The organism is Bordetella petrii (genome assembly GCF_000067205.1).
GTDB classification, from domain to species: domain Bacteria; phylum Pseudomonadota; class Gammaproteobacteria; order Burkholderiales; family Burkholderiaceae_B; genus Bordetella_A; species Bordetella_A petrii.
In genome coordinates this window covers 2,068,937-2,087,576 of the sequence record NC_010170.1, presented here as the reverse complement: position 1 = coordinate 2,087,576, position 18,640 = coordinate 2,068,937, and the positions used below count along the sequence as shown (strand labels likewise).

Here is an 18,640-nt window from a genome sequence, read left to right as displayed (position 1 = left end):
CCCTTCAGCGCACGGTGAATACGAAGGTGTTGCTGTCGCCTTCGGCGCACTGGGATTCGGCCGCGGCGGCGCTATAGGCCAGGCGCGGCACGATGGTGATGTCCTTGACCTTGGCCGCCCCGCCCCGCCCTTCGACCGTGATGATGTCGGACACCCGCTGCATGACCGATGCCAGGCCGGGGCAGGCGGCGTTGCTTACGTTGGTCAGGGTAATGACGAACCCCGAGCCGGCGCCGCCTCCTGCCACGGCGGCGGGAGCCACGGTGATCGTGCCGTTGGAACCGCTGCCGCTGCCCCCCAGTCCGTGCGATACGACGGCCGCGGCGCCCGTGCCGGCGACCGCCACCACGCTGGAATCCCGCAGGGCGTTGGCCAGCGCGCCTGTGTCGATGTCGGCATACGGCGCCGGCCCCGAGCCCTGTGCGAAGGTTTTGGTGCGCGCCACGAAGCGCTGCAATTCCTCGCCGACCTTGGGCACTTTGTTTTCGATGACATACGCCCCGATGGCGGGAATGCCAATGATGGCCACCAGCAGCACGATGGCGGTGACGATGGACACTTCGATGAGCGAGAAACCGGCCTGGCGGCGCGGCTTGGCGATGAGCGAGGGATAAGGCATGCAAGGCTCCGGGAGCAGAGGAAAATGGACAGCCGCAGCGACGCTAGCGGCTGGCGTAGTAATTCATGAGGGCGCGGCGCAGTTCGTCGATGACGCCGTAGTGCCATAGCGCCAGGCCCAGCACGGTGGCGACGGCCGCCAGCAGCATGGTCCACCGCAGCGCCAGGGCCTGGCGCCGCACCCGCGCCAGCGTGCGCGACTCGACCCGCAGGCGGGCCTGCGAGACGCCCGCTTCGACGCCGCGCGCCGCGATCACGTCAGCCATGAACCAGGCGGTTTCGCGATCGAACAGGCCCGTATCGAATGTGTGGGCGCCGACAATGCCGTGTTCGACACGCGCGAGCATCTCGCCGATGTGCCAGCTCAGCCATGGCGATGCCTGCCAGGCCAGCGCCGCCAGGGCCTGACGCAGCCGCGTGTCGATGTTGCCGCGCTGGCGCAGCATGACCGCCAGCATGGCCAGGAAACGGATGGCGTGGAAATCGCGGTACAACCTCCAGGGGACCAGCCGGTCGAGCCGCGCGCGCCACGGGCCGGTAAAGGCCGGCAGCGACCAGGCCGCCAGCCATGCGCCGCCCGCCAACAGCACCGCCCAGAACGCCAGCCAGCGCCGCAAGGCCTGCGCCAGCGCGTACAGGCCCTGGGTGAGGCCGCCGTAGTAGTCGGCGGGCACGGCCTGAAACACATGCTGCAACCGCGGCACGGTGAAATACGGCACGGCGCACAGCAGGCCGACAGCGACCGCCAGCGCCGCGCCGCCTGCCGCGCACGTGCCCGCCAGGGTGCCGCGCGCCTGCTGCACCAGCCGCGCGGCGCCGGCCAGATCGCGCAACGCGTGCGGCAGCGCCTCGCCGCCGGCCTGCTGAGCCGCGGCGACCAACTGGCATTCGTCGTCGGGCATGGTGCCAGCCCAGGCGGCGGCCAGGTCGCCGCCGGACTCCTGGTACCGGTATTGCCAGCGCCGCGCCAGCCGGCCGCGCGCCGAGCGGGTCCCATATCGCGACGCATCGTCTTCGAACATGTCGCGCAAGGTTTTGCGGCCTTGCAGGCTGTCTATCAGGTCGGCCAGGTATTCGTAGTAGTCGGCGCGCTGCCGCTGGAAACAACGGCCGTCGTACCAGGCTGCCCATTGCCGCACCATGCCGGCCAGCCCGCCGAAGGACTCATGCATGGCGGTCTCCGCCCGCCGGACGCAAGGGCGCGGCGTGGAAAAAGTCAGCGGGCAGCCGGAAGTACCGGGAAATTGCGCGCGGATCCACCTGACCGCGCGATGCCTTGTACACCGCGCAGGCGGCCGCGCACTTGCCCGCCATGTCGGGATCGTCGAACGCCGTGCGCGGCAAGGCGCGCACGAGGCGCTGCAAGCCCAGGTTGTCGCGGCGACGGATCAGCTGCAGAAGATGAACGTGGTGATCGGGTTCGATCATTTCGGCCACCACGGTGCGCCCCGCAAGCCCGTGCAGCTGCGGCAGCTGGGGCCGGCGGCAGGCAGAGCAGCCCGCGGCATTGCGGGCCCGCAGCGCGGCGCCGTCGATATGATGGGCCCGTGCGAACGCCAGCGCCCAATCGCGCCATGCCGTGGCGGACTCATGCCGCGGCAGGCTGTCGAACGGCATGGCGCAAGCCGAGCACAGACGCGGCAACAGCGCCTGATAGACCAGCAGCTTGAGCACGCCTGGCGTGGCCAGGAAATCGCGCGACACGCCGATGAAATCGGACGCCAGGCGTTCGGGGATCATGCAGGCCGAACCGGTGTGCGTGGTGGTGTACACATTGACGCCCGAGCCTGCCAGGTCCATGAAGGCGCGGCCCGTGTCGCGGTCGCGTACTTCACCGATCAGCAGGTCGTGCATGGCCGAGCGCTTGACGGTCTTGAGCTTGGCGTCGAACACTGGCGAAGCGTCGGCATCGAGCGTGCGGCCGACAGTGTTCTGCAAGGCATTGCCGATGCGGTACTCGGCTGGATCTTCCAGGGTGATGACCTTGCGCGTGTCGGGGATGCCCCGCATCAGCGTGGCAATGGAAGTGGATTTGCCCGACCCGACCACGCCGGCCAGCACAATCGCGCCGCCGGAGCGTTCGCGCGCGCGTTCCAGCACGGCGATCTGCGATGGCAGGTAACCCAGCTCGGCCAGGCTGGCGCCGCCCTCGGCCGCATCCAGGCGCAGCAGCCGCAGGCATACAGACGGCCCGGCATCGGTAGCCAGCGAGGCCCAGCGCACGGTGACCGGCCGGCCGCCTATGTCGAGCGCGATGCGGCCCTGCTGTTCGGCCAGCGGGTCGAACACCGCGCCATTGCCACCGCGCACGTCCATCCATGCCACTGCCAGTACGTCGAGCAAGGTGGCGGCCGACATATCGCTGAAGCAACCGGGCAGCACGTAGGCGCCGTCGATGGTGTAGCGCACTTCGGATTTTTCCGGCGCCTGGCGAATATTGATGTGCACGTCGCTGGCGCGCTGCTCGAGTCCCCAGCGCACAATGTCGAGAAAGAGCGAGGCCAACGCCGAACGCTGCGCCGCGGGAGCCGCCGGACGGCTTTGGCGCAGCGTGGCGGCCGTGACCTGACCGCGTGCCACCGGCAGCAGCAACGCGGCCGGCAAGGCATAGCGCGGCGTTCGCGCCAGGCGGTATCCGCGCGCGCACACCATGCGCTCGACCTCGGCGATCGGGTCGCCGTGCAGGTAGTCGTGCAAGGCGAATACGGCGGCCTGCCCCCCTTCGAGCAACACCGGGCACAGCCGTCCGGCCAGCAAAGCCAGGTCGAACTCGCCGCTGAGCGCGCGCACGAAGGCGGGCTCGAGCCGCGCCAGGTCGTCGAGCGTGTGCAGCCAGAAGGCCTCGTGTCGGGCGGTGTCACGCGGCGCGGTGATGAGAGCCGGAGATTCAGTCATGGCCGGACAGCAAGCAGGCAGTATGGGGTTCGCCGGACTTGCGCAGGCGCACGCACGGCACGTCGATGGCCTGCAGGACATATGAATCTCCTGGCGACGCGCTTGCCAGCGGCGCGGCCCGTCCCGCCCGATAGCGGGATACGCGCCCATTGACCGAGATGTCGGCATGCAGCGCCTTGCCCACGCCGTAGATCGCCACGACATCGACACGGTCGGCCGCGCCGCTACCATGCGGGGCGTCGGCCGGCCCGCCAGAAGCGCGCGGCGCGCCTCCAGCGCGAGGCCCCAGCCAATCGGCCGCCTGCCGTGGTGGCGGCGTGGCCCGTGCCGCCTGTGCATCGGCGCGCAGCAGCTCGCGCACCGTATCGCCTTCGGCCCATGCCTGTGCGGCGACGGCCGGCTCGGCCTCGGCGGACTCAGTGGCTTCGGCAGCTTCGACGTAGGCGCCCTCGTCTGCAAGCGGCTGCGCCGCGGCAGACATGCCCGCCCCCAAGCCGGCCGCCAGTAGCGCCAGCCATGCCGAGCAGCATCGGCTGGACGGGGCCGGCGCCTTGTGCGAGCGAGGATCAGTTTTGCTCATAGAGGATTCCTTGGAGTTCGGCCGTCAGGGCACTGACAGCGGTGTCGGGAGCGCGTCCGGCGGCCAGGCGCAGCACCACGGACGACCAGGCGACGACCAGCCGGGGCTGGCCGGCCAACAGGGAAAGCGAGCGCAACGGGCCCTGCAGCGCCAGCGCGCGCTGGCGCATGGCCGGCCAGTTGGCCGGCGCGGCGATGGGCTGGCCCCGCGCATCGCGGGGAGCTACCGGCACAGGCGCCGGCGGCCCGAGGGTCAGTTGCGCGAACGCGGGCCGCGCCAGCTGCAAGGCGCTGGCCAGGACGTGATCGACGTGCACGGCAGAAGGCAGCTTCACGTCGGCCAGCGATGTGCGATTGCCCGGCACCACCCAGGCCAGCTCGGCGCCATCGAGCGGCTGGAAGCGCGCTTGCCAGCCGGCAGGGACGGCTCGCGCGAAAGCGCCGTTGGTGGCGTCAGCCTGGGCGCGCACATAAGCCGCGCGGCACGACCAGGCCCGCGGCGCGGGCTGGCAGCGCGCATCGCGCAGCAACCACCCTTGCACATTCAGCGGCAGGCGATGCAACGAGGCGAGCACGCTGGCCAGCTCAGGCAGGTGATGCACCGTGAGCTGCCGGCGGAACCTGGACGTGGCCTGGCGCCAGGCTTCGTCGGGAGCCAGTTCCGGCGCCGGCATGGCCGCGCGCGGGGCCGGCCGCCAGGCGTGCCAGGCCATGGGTAGCGCGAGGGCCAGCGCCAGGGCGCCGGCGAAAGCACGCACCGGCAGCGGCAAGCGCGACCAGCGCGAACCCACCGGACGCAGCAATGCCGCGCTATCGGGCGCGGCCAGCAAAGCCTGCAAGGTTTGCGGCCCATCGTGACGGCGCAGCGACGGATACTGGACAGCCAGCGCCTGCAGGGCAGCTTCGGCCTGTGCCTCATCGGGATACAGCGTGTCGGCGCGGGCCAGCACCGCGCCGTCCTGGGCTGCCACGAGCCACCAGCGCCCTCCGGGCAAGGGCGCGATGCAGGCCGCGCTGCCATCGGGATGGCGCCGTGCGAATGCCTGGGCTGCCGCATGCACCGGCCGGCGCCGCGCGTGTGGCGCAAGCCGCGCGCAGCCGCCTGCCAGGGCCCCCTGCCCGCCCACCACGTAATGCGTGGCGCGCATGCGCCGCGCGCGTGTCCGGGCCATGGCGGGTGCATGGCTGCCCACCAGGGCGAACCACGCCAGGCCGAACGCCAAACTGCGGCCGCCATCATCGGCGTCGAGCAGCAACAGCTGGCCAGAAGCTGGGACGGCGATCATTCAGATGTCCTCTTCGACCTGCGCCGTCACCAGCACCACGGTGGTCAGGCGCTCGCTCGATGCACGGTCTTGCCCGCCCGCAAGCAGCGGCGCATCGGCCGACAGCCGGCGGCGGTCGTATTCGTCCTGGCGACGGTCGAATCCGGACAGGATGACGGGCTGTCCGGGGCTCAACGCAACCTGCTGCACCGTGCCGTTGCCGTCGATGGTGATCTGCTGAACCTGGATCTGGTTGCCTTGCGTGCCGAAGGTGACGCTTTTGATGGGCTGGGCGACCGTATTGTCGTAGGCGATCGACAGCAGGATGCGGCCGTCGGCCTGGGCGTCGGGTACCAGCGTCAGGAACGTGCCCACGGTTTCCTGCTTCTGGCTGATGGATACCGACGGCAGCGCCGTGCTGCCCAGCGCCGCGTCGATGCCGGGCACGGCGGTGCTCTGGACCTGGTCGATGTACGAGAACGTCGTGCGTACCGCGTGAGTGACGGGGCGGCGGTTCAGGGTAAGCACCGGCACGCTGCTGTGGCGCAGCACGGCGCCGGTCTGGCTGAGCGCCGAGACAATGGCCCGCGTGCCTTGGAACGGGCCGCTGTCGACCGTGGCTCCCAAGGCCGCGGCGGCGCCGCCGGCCGCCACTGGCAGCGTGGCGGCAACCGCCGCGCGGGCGCTGTCGTAGACTGCCTTCCAGTCGATGCCGCCCTCGGCGCTGTCGTTGGCCACCACGGTGATTTCTTCGAACAGCAGGCGCACACGCCGGGTCAGCGCCTGGTTTTCCCGCTCGATGAACTGGCCGATGCGATCGAGCACATCGGGAATGTCGGTAACCACCAGCGAGCTGCCGCCGCCGTCGAGATCGGCAATGGTGCCGGCCTGGGTCAGGAACGGCAGAATGCGGACTCGTACGGCTTGCAGCGCATGATGCTCGCCTGACGAAAGCGTAGTGTTGGACGTGTTGTCGAAGCCGCCGGCTTCGGCGGAGCCGGCGCGGCCCAGTCGGGCGTCGGCCCGGCTGGCCAGCGTCAGCGCGCGCACGTCGAACACGCGCGTCTGCATGCGATAGAACTCGATGGCGTTGCGCTGGTAGCGCCAGTGCACGCCGAAGCTGGCGGCCAACGTGTCGAGCGTATCGGGCAAGGGACGCGGCCCGGCCAGCACTGGTACGCGCATCGGCGCGGCCAGTTCGGCCGTGGCCGCCGCCGGCTGGCCCAGGCGCGGCAGGAACAACGAGCGCGGCAACAAGGCATCGGGTGCGATGCGCACGGCAATGCCGGTGACGCTGGTCAGCCGCTCGGCCAGCGAAGGCAGGTCGAGCCGGCCGGCGAACAGCAGGGTCGTGTCAACGTCGCCGCGCAGCGCGGGCGGCAGCACGACGTCGCGGGCCAGCGGCTGCGCCTTGCCGGCCAGCCAGGGCTTGTCGACATCTTGCGCGGCAATGCGCGCGTTGCGGTCGGACACGGCGGCAGCGAACTGTTGCTGGCCAGCCTCGACCTTGGAGCGTGCCGTGGTGATGGCCTCGCGCAGCGCCTGCAGCGACTGCTGCGCCGAGCACCCGGTCAACGTCAGCAGGGCGAAACTGCAATATGCCAGACGGGCTTTCATGGGCGGGCTCCGGAAGTGGCGGAGCGGTCGCACGCCTGGGCGAACGGCACGACGCGCAATACCTTGTTAGCGTAAAAGCAGGGTTGCACTGGCCGGTCTGCGAGTTCGGTCGAGGCCAGCAAACCGCGCACGGCTGCCTTGAAATCGGCCGGAAAATCGGCGCTGCCCGCCAGGGGGATATCGGCATCGACGGCCCAATGCTGCGGCTCGAATGACCAGCCGGCCTCGGCAGCCCAGCGTGCCAGCACGGCGCGCAAGGTGGCGTCGGGCGCCCCCGCCCGGAAACGCGAGGGCGTATCGTCCCGTGTAAGGGGCGTGTGCGGCGCAGGCAGTGCTGGTGCGGACGACAATGGCGCGGCGCCAGGCGGCTCAACAATTGGCACGCCGCCGCGCCCGGCAGCCGTGCTGGCGGGTGGCGCCGCCGGAGCCGATACCGGCAGCGCGGCTTGCCGCTCGACCCGCGCCACGTGACGGCCGCCTTGTAGCACCAATGCCGGCCAGATGCCGTCGACAATCAGGTAGGGTTCCTGGAGGGTGTACGACAGCGGCTGCAAACCGGACGGCGTTTGTGCAAACAGCGCGGGCGGGATGCGGCCGGGCGCGAACTGCAGCCAGGTGCGCCCTGCCCCGCTGAATACCTGCAATGGCGCCACGGAAGGATCGCCGGATAGCTGCCAGTTGAAGTCGTAATGACCGGCCGGGGCGCCGCCCGCCCGCCAGCCCTGTACGCTGCCGGGCCACTGTGCACAGGCGGCCAGCCCCAGCGGCAGCAATCCCAGAAGTATGAGTCGAAGCATGCTCGTCCTGAATCGATGCGCGCTCCGGATCGGAACGCGAGGACTGCATGTTGGCTCGCCCCGGCCGGCCCAGCTAGACCGACTTGTACGAACGGAATTTTTCGTTCATTGCAGGTGACGCGGGTATTGACGGCAAGAAAAAACCGGCCTGGCGGCCGGTTGGCAAGCGGCGCGCCATGGCGGCCATGGCCGCCATGGCTGGATGCCGCGCTAGCGTTGCTGCGCCAGGCGGCGGGCCTGGTCGGCGGCGCGGTTCAGGGCCGCCACGGGCGGCGTCTTGCCGTCGAAAGCCTCATCCAGCTCGGTGCTGAGCACGGCTTCGACGCGATCGTAGTTGGCCATGCGGAATCCGCGGCTGGTGGACGGCGATTTGCTCTGCATGGACTGCACAATGGCGTGCGCCCCCGGAACCTTGTCGTAGAACGACACGTCGGCGGCACGGAACGCCGCATCGGTAAGCGGCAGATAGCCGGTGCGCTGGTGCCATTCGGCCGCGTTGACGGGCTTGGCCAGCCAGGCCAGGAACTGCGCGGTGGCTTTTTCCTGGGCTTGCGGGTGGCCGTCGATGGCCCACAGCGCCGAGCCGCTGACGAACGGGCTGCCGGCTTCTTTGGTGGCCTGCGTGTAATACGGCAGCGGCGCCACGCCGAACGACAGCGAGCGCGTGTTCATGAAGGTGCCCGCCGCCCCGGAACCGGAGGTCAGCACGGCGCAGTCGCCCTTGGCGAACAGCTTGTCGCTCTGGTTGTCGTCGGAATGCGCCATGAACAGCAGCGACCGCTTCCAGCTGGCCATCAGCGACACGTGGCGCATGTACAAGGTGTCGAACTGCAGCGCGGGCGCGGCTTTGCTGGCGGCCAGGCCGTTGTCGTTGCTGGTGAACAGCTGCTTGTTGACGGGCGCCAGGTTTTCCAGGTGGATTTTCACCTGGTTGCTGGACGCATACGGGCATTCGATGTTGGCGACGTCGCGCAGCTTGAGCAGCTCGCCCTGCAGGTCGGCCCAGGTACGGGCCGGCTTGTTAGGATCGAGGCCGGCCTTTTTGTAATAGGCCAGGTTGTAGTACATGATAGGCACTTCGGCCATCCAGGGGAAGGCCAGCAGGCGCCCCTTGCTGTCGCGCGTAAAGCTGGAAGTGGCGGGCAGGAACCAGTTCAGGTCCTTGATGGGGTACTTGGCCAGCAACTGGTACAGAGGCAGGATGGCCTTGTGCTCGGACACGACTTCGGGCGAGCGGTTGTCGGCCAGCTGCACCAGGTTCGGCCCCTTCTTTTTCTTCAGGGCCTCGGCGGCTTCCTTGCGCAGATCCTGCGCGCTGGAGAAGTCGCGCAATTCGACCTCGACGTCATTCTGTTCTTTGTTGAATTTCTTGGTGAGTTTTTCGAATTCAGCCTTGTTGGGGCCGCTGAGCGTGTGCCAGACCTCGATTTCGACGGCGGCGCCGTGCGCCGCGCCAGCGGCAAGCATGGCGGCGCCGAAAACCCAGGTGCGCCGGCTGGCGATCAGTGCGCGGGCCAGGCCCGCCAATTGCAGTGTCTTCATAGGTTCACAGACCAAGAAAAGGAAATTCGGGCTCCGGCTTGTGTCCGCTGAGCAGATCGGCCAGAGCCCGGCCCGAACCGACCCCCATGGTCCAGCCCAGCGTGCCGTGGCCTGTATTCAGGTACAGGTTGGGAATGCGGGTACGACCGATGAGAGGTACGTTCGAAGGAGTGGACGGGCGCAACCCCGACCAGTAGCTGACGCTTTCGAAATCGAGCGCGTCGGGAAACAGTTCGCGCGCCAGGCGCGTCATGGCCTCGCAACGGCCGCTGTTGAGCGCGCGCGAATAGCCGGATAGTTCGGCCGTACCCGCCATGCGCAGCCGGTCGCCCAGGCGCGAGAATACGACCTTGTGGCTGCTGTCGGTCAGGCTGACCGAAGGCGCGCGCGCGGGGTCGCGCACCGTGAAGGTGGCCGAATAGCCCTTGGCGGGGTACACGTTGCAAGGCACGCCCAGCGGCCGCACCAGGCGCGGGCTGAAGCTGCCCAGCGCCACCACGTAGGCATCGGCCACGATGCGCCCAAAGCGGCCATCGGGCTGGATGGTTTCCAACGCCTGCACCTGGCCGCCCTGGCTGACCAGGCGGGTCGCGCTGGTTTCGTAATGGAATTCGACGCCCGCGCGCTCGCACTGCTGCGCCAGGCCGGCGGCAAACAGGTGCACGTCGCCGCTTTCGTCTTCGGGGGTGAAATCGCCGCCCACGATAGTGCCGCGATGCGGCGCCAGGGCGGGTTCGATGGCGACGACCTCATCGGCCGTGACGACCCGGCGCTCGACGCCGAAGTCGCGCATCAGGCCGGCGGCCTTCTGCGAGGTTTCGAATTCGTGGGGATCGCGATAGAAATTGAGAATGCCGCGTTCGAGGTGGTCGTACGAAATACCGAGTTCGGCGCGCATGGCCTGCAGCGTGGTGCGGCTGTATTCAGCCAGCCGCACCATGGCGCGGATGTTGGGCGCCAGCCGGCCCGGCAGGCATTCGCGCAGGAAGGCCAGCCCCCACATCCATTGGCGCCAGTCGAGCTGGGGCCGGAACAGCAGCGGCGCGTCGTCCTGGAACACCCATTTGAGCAGCTTCAGGGGCGCTTGCGGATTGGCCCAGGGCTCGGCGTACGAGACGGAGATCTGTCCGCCGTTGGCCAGGCTGGTTTCCTGGGCCGGGCCCGGGCGGCGGTCGACCACTACGACATCATGGCCGGCCTGGCGCAGCCACCAGGCGCTGGAAATGCCGATGATGCCGCTACCCAATACCGCTACTTTCATGCGCGCCTTGCTCCTTGCGCCGCCGGCCACAGCGGGGCGGGGCCCCTGGGGTCGCGGCTCGATCCGATCGAGATGCCGGTGCGGCAGTTTACAGCGCCGCCCCTGCCCCGCCTATAACATAAAAGAAGGGGCGGTATCCATTTGCACCTGGAAGTTTCCCGCCCATGCACCACCGCCCCTGCGTCAGGCGCCCGTGCCCGTGCGGGCGAGGTCGGCCTCGGAAGTGAAGGCGTCGGCGTAGAACTCGTCGGCGGGCAGGCCGCATTGCGCCGTGAACTCGCGGCGCGCGGCATCCACCATGGGCGGCGCGCCGCAGGCATACACCTGGTAGCCGGACAGGTCGGGCAGGTCTTGCAGCACGGCTTCGTGCACATAGCCGGTGCGACCGTCCCAGCCGTCTTCGGGCAGGCCGTCGGAAACCACCGGCACGTAGCGGAAGTCGGGCAATGTCTGGGCCCAGGATTGCGCCAGTTCGTGCATGTACAGGTCGCGCGGGCGACGCCCGCCCCAGTAGAGCACGGCCGGGCGGCGGATGCCGTGGTGCGCCATGTGCTCGACGATGGCCTTGACGGGGGCGAAGCCGGTGCCGCTGGCCAGCAGCACGATGGGCTTGTCGGAGTCTTCGCGCAGGAAGAACGAACCGAACGGCCCCTCCAGGCGCAGGATTTCGCGTACTTTCATTTGCGTGGCGCCCGCGCCGAACACGTGGTCGGTGAATACGCCGCCGGGCATATGCCGCACGTGCAATTCGAGCGGGCTGCCGGTGTGCGGCGCGCAGGCCATCGAGTAACTACGGCGCTTGCCGTCTTTCAGGATGACCTCGATGTACTGCCCTGCGTAATAGCGGAACGGGTCGGCCGCCGGCAGTTGCAGGCTGAGCACGGTGACGTCGGGCGCGGCGAGCTCCATGGCCTGCACGCGGGCCGGCAGTTTGCGGATCTGGATATCGCTGGCCAGCCGGACTTCAGTGGATTCGACCACCAGGTCGGACTGCGGCCGCGCCTGGCAGAACAGCGTATAGCCTTGCGCCAGTTCTTCGGGAGACAGGATCTGGGCCGGGTATTCGCCGGCGTCAACCTGGCCCGTCACCACCTTGCCCTTGCAGGTGGAACACGCGCCGTTGCGGCAGCTGTACGGCAGCACGATGCCGGCGGCCAAGGCGGCATCCAGGACTGTCTGGCCGGCTTCGACCGTGAATTGATGCTGGCTGGGTTGTACGGTGACCTTGAAGCTCATGGATACCATCTGTAGAAAACGAGGCGGCGCCGGCACCGCGGCCAGGGCAAAAGCGCCTGGCCGCGCCAGGCGGTCAATTTTGTATTCTATAATTTTTACCGCTCCGGGACGGCCCGGAGCGGCCGCCGGCCTTTTGCCGGCTGTTTTCCATCCGGGGACGGCCCCATCGCCGGCAAGCATGCCGGCACTTGTTCAAATGGGGCACTCTATGACCTGGGTCATTCTTGTATTCGCGGGGCTGTTCGAAGTGGTGTGGGCCGTCGGCCTGAAATACACCCACGGCTTCACGCGCCTGGTTCCGTCGGCTGTTACGCTGGCCGGCATGGTGGCCAGCTTCTGGCTGCTGTCCATCGCCATGAAAAGCCTGCCGCTGGGCACGGCCTACGCGGTATGGGTGGGCATCGGCGCGCTGGGCGCCTTCGTGGCGGGCATTCTGCTGTTCGATGAAACGCTCAGCGTGATGCGCGTGGCCAGCGTGCTGCTGATTGCCGCGGGGCTGGTCGGCCTGAAGCTGTCAGCCTGAACCGCCCGGCCTCAGAAGTCCAGCTCGATCTCGGCGGCATCCCCCACCCGCAGGCGGGCGCCCGTCGGGGCGGCAACGATGGCGTTCTGCCCGAACACCACGCCGATCTCGAACTTCCGGTAAGCGGCCAGCGTGCGGCCGGGTTCATCGTGGCGCTGGGCGGTAAGCTGATCGATATTCGGCATGGGGCAGCGCGTGCATGGCTTGACCAGCGCCATGCGCACCTGCCCCACCGTCACCATGGCGGTGTGGTCTTCATCGTATGCCTCCCATTCGCCCTGGATGACGATATTGGGCCGGAAGCGGTTCATGGGCACCGCCGGCTCGCCCTGCGCGGCCAGCCGCGCGTTCAGTTCGTCGAGCGAAGCCTGGTTGGCGATCAGCAAGGGAAAGCCATCCGCGAAGCCCAGCCGGTGTTCACCGGCGAACGCCTCGGCCAGATCGGGGTGCGCGGCGCACCAGCGCTCGACCCATTCGATTCGCGAGGGCCGCTGGGACGGTGCGTCGATCTTGACCAGCACGCAATCCAGCCCCAGCACCTGGCTGAGCCAGGCGGCTGCCTCGCCGCTTTCGTCGCGCGCGGGCACGGTGTCTTTCCAGACTGTGGCCTGGCGCACCGTGCCACTTAACTGCGAGCCGTCGAGCGGCACGCGCAGCACCGGCATGCCGGGTGCGCGCAACTCGAGATGGTCGGCCGTGAGGGCCGGGCGGATCAGCGCCATGGCGGGCCATTGGCGCTGCGTCATGAACTGGCCTTGCGCGGTCAGGATCATCCAGCGCCGGTCGCCGGCCAGGCCAGCGCGGTCGATAGACGACTCGGCCAGATCGATGGCGGCGCAGGACTTGATGGGATAAATGTGCAGGCTGGCGACGCGTGCGGTCATGGCGGCATGAGGCAGTTGGACGGGTGGGCGCCTAGCATAGCACCCGCGCCCGCCTGCCCGAACCGCGTCAGGTGCCCGGCGCGCCTTGCCGCATGCGCCGCACCGCATCGAGCGCGGCTTCGAGCGCCGCCTCGACCGATTCGAGCGATGTGGGCGAGCCACCCGGCTGCGGCGCGGCAGGGCCGGCGGCATCCGGCAACGCTGCATGGATATGCTCGCCAGCGGGACTGACATCAACGTCGAACACGAGTTTTTCCGCGCGGTGCCAGGTAGTGAACCATTCGAGCGGCTGTCCGTGCTGGTCGAACCCCTGCCCTTCCAGCATCAGCAGCGGGCTGCCGACTGGTATTCGCAGCGCCTCGGCCAGCGCGGCGTCGGCCCCCACCGCGCGAATGCGGTTGCGGCCCCGGCCCGGGTGCAGGCCGAACCGCTGCACCAGGGTGCGGTGCAGCGAGGTGTCGTGCAGATGCTCGGCGCACAGGCCGGGCAGGCGCGCGCGCGGCAGCCAGGTGCGCACAAAGGCCAACGGCTCGTCGTCGACGCGGCGCAAGCGTTCCAGCAGCAGGGTGTCATCCGAGCCGAAGAATGTCGCTACCTCGGGAGGCGGCTTGGCCGGCTCGCAGCGCAGCACGCGCGTGAGCAGCACGGTGCCGGTGTGGGCGAATTGTTCGAAGAGGCCGGTGGAGCGCTGCACCATGCGACGATGCTCGAGCGCAGGAGCCACCGTGGGCGCGCGTCCGGGATCGCGGCGGATAAGTCCCTCGGCCACCAGCGTCGCCAATGCCTGCCGCACCACGCTGCGCGCCACGCCGAATTGCCGGCACAGCGCCGCCTCGCTGGGCAGCACTGTGCCAGGCGCCCATTGGCGGTCGCGAATGTCGCGGCGCAGCGCCTGGGCTATCTGCGCATGCAGGGGATCGCCGCTGGAGCGGTCGAGCGGCGCGGCGGGTTCGGCGGACGACGCCATGGGATCAGCCTCCGGTAGTGGAGCGCGCAGTTTCCCATACATGCGACCAGCCCGGGGCCAGATGCGCGGCCCGCTCGGCCGCCAGCACCAGGCTGTCTTCGCGTGCCACACCCTGGCCTGCGATGTCGAAGGCCGTGCCGTGGTCGACCGAGACACGCACGACCGGCAGGCCCACGGTGATGTTCACCCCGTCGTCGCCGTACACCGACTTGAACGGAGCGTGGCCCTGGTCGTGGTAGCAGGCGATGACGAACTTCCATTTGCCGCGCACGGCCTGCGGGAACAGCGCGTCGGCCGGAATGGGGCCGGCGGCGCGAATGCCGGCGGCGTTGGCCTCGGCCACGGCCGGCGCCAGGATGTCGGCGTCTTCGGTGCCGAAAATGCCGTTCTCGCCGGCGTGCGGATTCAGCCCCGCCACCGCTACCGGTTCGTCGGCGCGGCCCAGGGCCTGGGCAAACGAGCCGGCCAGGCGCAGCACCGCCCGCATGCGCTGCGGCGTGACATCGTCGATGGCCTGGCGCAACGACACATGGGTGGTGGCGTGAAAGATGTACAGGTCGCCCGCCGACAGCACCAGCGAGAACGTCTTGACGCCGAATTCGTGCGCCAGCAGTTCAGTGTGGCCGGGCCATTTGTGGCCGGCCAGATGCATGGCGGCCTTGTTCAGCGGCGCCGTGACGATGCCGTCGATGCGGCCCTCGCGCGCCAGTGCACACGCCGTAGTGACAAAGCGCACCGAACCGTCGCCCGCGTCGGCGCTCAGCTTGCCCAGCGGCACGTGCTCGAGCGAAGGGCCTGCCTGGATGACTTCGATGATGCCCGGCGTATTGCGTACCTGCTCGGGCCCCTCGACCACCCGCACGCGCGAGGCGTCGGCGCCCAGCGCCTGGGCGGCCCGGCGCAGCGCCGCGGCATCGCCCACCACGACCAGCCGCGCGCGCTGACGCAGATCGTCGTGCCCCAGCAGCATCTTGGCGGTGATCTCGGGTCCGATGCCAGCCACGTCGCCCAGCGTGACAGCCAGGGTGGGAATGCGGGGGGGCGTTGCGTCTTGGGTCATGCTTGGAATCTCCGTTCGCGGACCGCGCTGGCGGCCCGGATCAATACATCGTCGGCGCCGAAACCGCCGGCCTTGGTCACGATAGGCAATCCGGCTGCCGGCCCGCCGGTCAGGGTACCCAGCGGCACGCCGCCGGTGACTTCATCAACCAGCGCGATGCCGCCGGCCTGCAGGGCCGCCAGCACGGCGCTGGCGCCGTCGCCGCCGGTGGCGACCACGCCGGCGGCGGTGCCGGCCAGGATCAGTTGCCCGGCCAGTCCGCCCAGGCGGGCCGCCACGGCATCCGAGTCCAGGCCGTCCCGCCGCCCTTCGGGCGCCAGCAGCAATAACGTGGCCTGCGCCTGCGCGGCGGGCGCGCTCTGTTGCACTTGCGCCGTCCAGTCGCGCCAGGCCGCATCATCGGCCAGTTGCGCCAGCGTGGGCGACCACGTCTGCGCGCCGCCCGCCTGCAGGGCAGCCGCCTGGCGGCGCGCCGCGCTGTGCTGCGACGTCACCACCACGATGACCGTGCCGCGCGATTCGGCGCCGGCCCACAGCCGCGCCAGCGGCGCCGCCAGGCCGCCGGAGCCGACCGGCAGCGCGCGCTCGCCCAGCAGCACGATGGCGCGCGCCAGGCGCTCCATGTCGGCCGGCGTCTGCGCATCGACCACCACCACGGCGCCGGCCGCCAGAATGCGGTCGGCCAGCGCGCGCGAGGTCTCGCCCTCGATCACGGCCAGCTGCGCGCCGCCCAGCAGCGTGGGAATGTGGCTCTCGGTCACGGGCGTAACGGGATCGGTGGCCGCCGACGTTTCGGTGACCGGCCGGCCATCCACATAAAGAATACCGTCGCGCACGGTGCGCCCCGTGGCCGGAAACGCCGGACACACCACCGCGATCGCGTCGTCGCGCCAGGCCTGGCGCGCCGCGTCGATCTCGGCCTTGAACGCGCCGCGCAAGGTGGAATCGACTTTCTTGTACAGGCGGCGCACGCCGGCCACGCGCAGGGCGGCCACGTCGTCGCGCACCACCGCCGCGGCCTGCGGGCCGGGCATGGGCCGGCTGTGCGTGGTAACCGCGATCACCTCGGCACGGCCGGCGGCCGGATCGACCAGCGCCTGGCCGGCCCGCCCCACCGACAGCTGGGTGGGCCAGCCGGCGCGCACGAACTGTACGGCGGTGTCGCCCGACCCGGTCAGGTCGTCGGCGACGATGGCAATGAAAGGCGCCACGCTCAGACCCTCGCCTCGGTCGCCGGCTGGGGCTCGCCCATGGCAATGGCGACGTCTTCGGCGGGCTTGAGTTCGCCGGCGCGCTTCAGGAAGTACGAGGCCAGCAACGGGGCCAGGATCGAGCTGATCAGCACGCACGCGGCGACCTGCGCCGTTGCGGTGCTGACGTATTGCTGCAAGGACGGGTCGGCCGCCGCCACCACGGCCGGGGTGGCAATGGCGTTGCCCGCCGTGGTGCCTGCGGCAAAACCGATGCCGCTCTTGCCGCCACGGCGCAGAATGTAGCGATAGCCCAGGTAGACCAGGAACCCGGTGATCGGGCTGATCAGCAGACCCAGCACCAGGCCGGTCATGCCGCCGGACACGACAGCCGACAAGTTGATGCCGGTGCCCAGCGCAAAGGCGAAGAACGGGATCACGATGTTGGGCACCGGCTTGAGCACGTTGCGCCACTGCACGTCCAGGTTGCCCACCACCACGCCCAGCAGGAACGGCACCAGCGCGGCCACCAGCGCCGTGACGGGAATATCGGCCAGGCCCGAGGCGCCCAAGAACAACAGGCTGAAGAACGGGCCGTCGTTCACCGCGCTGGCCACGTAGGCGCCGCGGTCACGGCTGTCGCCGTACTGCCCGGTATAGGCCAGCCACAGGCCGCCGTTGCTGTTGTCGAAGGCGGCCAGCAGGGCCAGGATCGACACACCCAGGATACCGTCGAGCCCCACGTAGCTGCCCAGCAGCACGATGAGCGTGGCCGGCACGAGCGTTTTCATCAGCAGGATCGTGCCCGCGGTAGCCAGGATGGGCCCGCCCGTGCGCATGTTGACCTGCGTGCCGGTGGCGAAGATGAGCAGCGCGATCAGGGGCAGCGCGCTGTTCTTGAACAACGCGGTGGTAAAGCCGCCGATGGCCAGCGCATCGGGCGCGAAGGTGCCGATGATGGAACCGAGAATAAGCGGCAGCAGCATCAGCCCGCCCGGCACTTTCATCATGGCCGAGAACATGGGGAAGCGAGAAACTTCGGTATTCATGGGTAGTGTCTCCAGGTACCTTTTATCAGGGCCGGCTGGCCCGGGGGAAATCCGGATGGCGTGAAAAAGCGCTAGTGTACATCGGTACGTACAAACTGTACGTACAGCAATGTCTTCCCTCGGTCGGCAAGCCCGGGCCCATAACGCAAACGCCCCGTGGCGGCAGGCCACGGGGCGGATACGGCGGGCGCCTGGCGGCGCTGTCTTGCGAGCTTTAAGGGTGTGTTATTCCACCAGCTTCAGCTTATCGAGCGGCGTCACCGCCTTGAAGGCCTTGCGGGTGGCAATGTATTCAGGTCGCGGAGCCAGGCCGTACTTGGGCGGGTTCAGCGTGTTTTCCATGCTGTTGTAGACCATGAACACATTGGAGCGCGGCCACGGCGAGATGTTGCTGTTCGAACCGTGCATAGTGTTGCAGTCGAAGAACACCACCGAACCGGCCTTGGCCATCATGGTGCGGATGCCGCCCTGCTCGACCAGCAACTGCAGGCTGACAGGATCGGGCACGCCGTATTCCTGCTTTTTCAGCGACTGCTTGTAGTGGTCGCGCGGCGTCTCGCCCACGCACGAGATGAATTGCCGGTGCGAGCCCGGCACCAGCATCAGCGGGCCGTTGCATTCATTGTTGTCGCTCAGCAGCACCGAGCAGCTCAGCGCGCGCATCGCCGGCATGCCGTCTTCGACATGCCAGGTCTCGAAGTCGGAATGCCAGTAGAACTCTTTACCCTTGAAGCCGGGTTTCATGTTCGCGCGCGACTGGTGGATGTACACCTCGGACCCCAGCAACTGGCGCGCCACGTTGGCCAGCCGGGGATCGCGAGTCAGGCGCGCGATCATGGGGTTTAGCACGTGCACCATGAAGATCGAGCGCACGGCATTGCTGCCCGGCTCGGTAATGGCCTCTTCGCGGCGCACGATGGCGGGGTCGCGCGTCATGCGCTCGACTTCGCCGATCAGGGCCTGCACTTCTTCGGCGGAAAAGACATTTTCCAGCAGCAGGAAACCGTCGCGGTCGTAGTCCTGCACTTGCTCGGCCGACAATGCGTCGGCGTACTTGCCATCGCCATAGACCACCGGATCCTGGCGGGCGATGATGGCGGAACTGCGATCCGTACGCGAGGCGTACGGATCCTGGGCAGGTGAGATCATGTTCAGCC

At 68.9% G+C, this 18,640-nt stretch carries 17 protein-coding genes; 1 reads left to right on the top strand and 16 read right to left on the bottom strand.

The window, feature by feature from the left end:
• Positions 1-4: 4 nt before the first annotated feature.
• From BPET_RS10150 to BPET_RS10105, 10 genes are all read right to left on the bottom strand, one after another.
• Positions 5-619 (bottom strand): type 4 pilus major pilin, encoded by a 615-nt coding sequence (locus BPET_RS10150; RefSeq protein ID WP_012248918.1) that lies wholly within the window; start codon positions 617-619, stop codon positions 5-7.
• A 43-nt stretch (positions 620-662) separates the two neighbouring features.
• Positions 663-1,760, bottom strand: a complete 1,098-nt coding sequence (locus tag BPET_RS10145; protein WP_050978325.1) for a hypothetical protein — start codon at positions 1,758-1,760, stop codon at positions 663-665.
• A gap of 22 nt (positions 1,761-1,782) precedes the next feature.
• The gene (locus BPET_RS10140) at positions 1,783-3,513 is read right to left on the bottom strand and encodes an ATPase, T2SS/T4P/T4SS family (RefSeq protein ID WP_151208953.1); all 1,731 of its coding nucleotides are present in this window, start codon (positions 3,511-3,513) and stop codon (positions 1,783-1,785) included.
• Complete coding sequence (locus BPET_RS25475; RefSeq protein ID WP_012248915.1) at positions 3,506-4,093, bottom strand: hypothetical protein; 588 nt, start codon at positions 4,091-4,093, stop codon at positions 3,506-3,508. Before BPET_RS25475 ends, BPET_RS10140 begins: the two co-directional genes overlap by 8 nt.
• Positions 4,080-5,378, bottom strand: a complete 1,299-nt coding sequence (locus tag BPET_RS10130) for a type 4b pilus protein PilO2 (RefSeq protein WP_012248914.1) — start codon at positions 5,376-5,378, stop codon at positions 4,080-4,082. The genes BPET_RS25475 and BPET_RS10130 overlap by 14 nt, the downstream gene beginning before the upstream one ends.
• Positions 5,379-6,974 (bottom strand): hypothetical protein, encoded by a 1,596-nt coding sequence (locus BPET_RS10125; protein WP_012248913.1) that lies wholly within the window; start codon positions 6,972-6,974, stop codon positions 5,379-5,381.
• Positions 6,971-7,771 carry a TcpQ domain-containing protein gene (locus BPET_RS10120; protein WP_012248912.1) on the bottom strand — a complete coding sequence of 267 codons (801 nt, stop codon included), beginning with the start codon at positions 7,769-7,771 and terminating at the stop codon, positions 6,971-6,973. Before BPET_RS10120 ends, BPET_RS10125 begins: the two co-directional genes overlap by 4 nt.
• 210 nt (positions 7,772-7,981) lie before the next feature.
• Positions 7,982-9,313, bottom strand: a complete 1,332-nt coding sequence (locus BPET_RS10115; RefSeq protein WP_012248911.1) for an extracellular solute-binding protein — start codon at positions 9,311-9,313, stop codon at positions 7,982-7,984.
• 4 nt (positions 9,314-9,317) lie between these two features.
• Positions 9,318-10,574, bottom strand: coding sequence for a D-amino acid dehydrogenase (locus tag BPET_RS10110; RefSeq protein ID WP_012248910.1), 1,257 nt, complete (start codon positions 10,572-10,574; stop codon positions 9,318-9,320).
• A gap of 183 nt (positions 10,575-10,757) precedes the next feature.
• Positions 10,758-11,810, bottom strand: coding sequence for a CDP-6-deoxy-delta-3,4-glucoseen reductase (locus BPET_RS10105; RefSeq protein ID WP_012248909.1), 1,053 nt, complete (start codon positions 11,808-11,810; stop codon positions 10,758-10,760).
• 208 nt (positions 11,811-12,018) lie between these two features.
• On the opposite strand from BPET_RS10105, the gene sugE reads away from it, so the two are divergent.
• Complete coding sequence (gene sugE / locus BPET_RS10100) at positions 12,019-12,333, top strand: quaternary ammonium compound efflux SMR transporter SugE (protein WP_012248908.1); 315 nt, start codon at positions 12,019-12,021, stop codon at positions 12,331-12,333.
• 11 nt (positions 12,334-12,344) lie between these two features.
• Here the strand turns inward: sugE and BPET_RS10095 are convergent, their stop codons facing one another.
• From BPET_RS10095 to thpD, 6 genes are all read right to left on the bottom strand, one after another.
• Positions 12,345-13,217, bottom strand: a complete 873-nt coding sequence (locus BPET_RS10095; RefSeq protein ID WP_012248907.1) for an MOSC domain-containing protein — start codon at positions 13,215-13,217, stop codon at positions 12,345-12,347.
• 67 nt (positions 13,218-13,284) lie between these two features.
• Entirely contained in the window at positions 13,285-14,184 is a 900-nt protein-coding gene (locus tag BPET_RS10090) for a GntR family transcriptional regulator (RefSeq protein ID WP_012248906.1), read from the bottom strand.
• Between the two features lie 4 nt (positions 14,185-14,188).
• Complete coding sequence (gene pdxA, locus BPET_RS10085) at positions 14,189-15,244, bottom strand: 4-hydroxythreonine-4-phosphate dehydrogenase PdxA (RefSeq protein WP_012248905.1); 1,056 nt, start codon at positions 15,242-15,244, stop codon at positions 14,189-14,191.
• Positions 15,241-16,455 (bottom strand): D-threonate kinase, encoded by a 1,215-nt coding sequence (gene dtnK / locus BPET_RS10080; RefSeq protein WP_041862846.1) that lies wholly within the window; start codon positions 16,453-16,455, stop codon positions 15,241-15,243. The genes pdxA and dtnK overlap by 4 nt, the downstream gene beginning before the upstream one ends.
• Before the next feature lie 2 nt (positions 16,456-16,457).
• The gene (locus tag BPET_RS10075; RefSeq protein WP_012248903.1) at positions 16,458-17,483 is read right to left on the bottom strand and encodes a 2-keto-3-deoxygluconate permease; all 1,026 of its coding nucleotides are present in this window, start codon (positions 17,481-17,483) and stop codon (positions 16,458-16,460) included.
• Between the two features lie 225 nt (positions 17,484-17,708).
• The gene (gene thpD, locus BPET_RS10070) at positions 17,709-18,632 is read right to left on the bottom strand and encodes an ectoine hydroxylase (RefSeq protein ID WP_012248902.1); all 924 of its coding nucleotides are present in this window, start codon (positions 18,630-18,632) and stop codon (positions 17,709-17,711) included.
• Between the last annotated feature and the right edge of the window lie 8 nt (positions 18,633-18,640).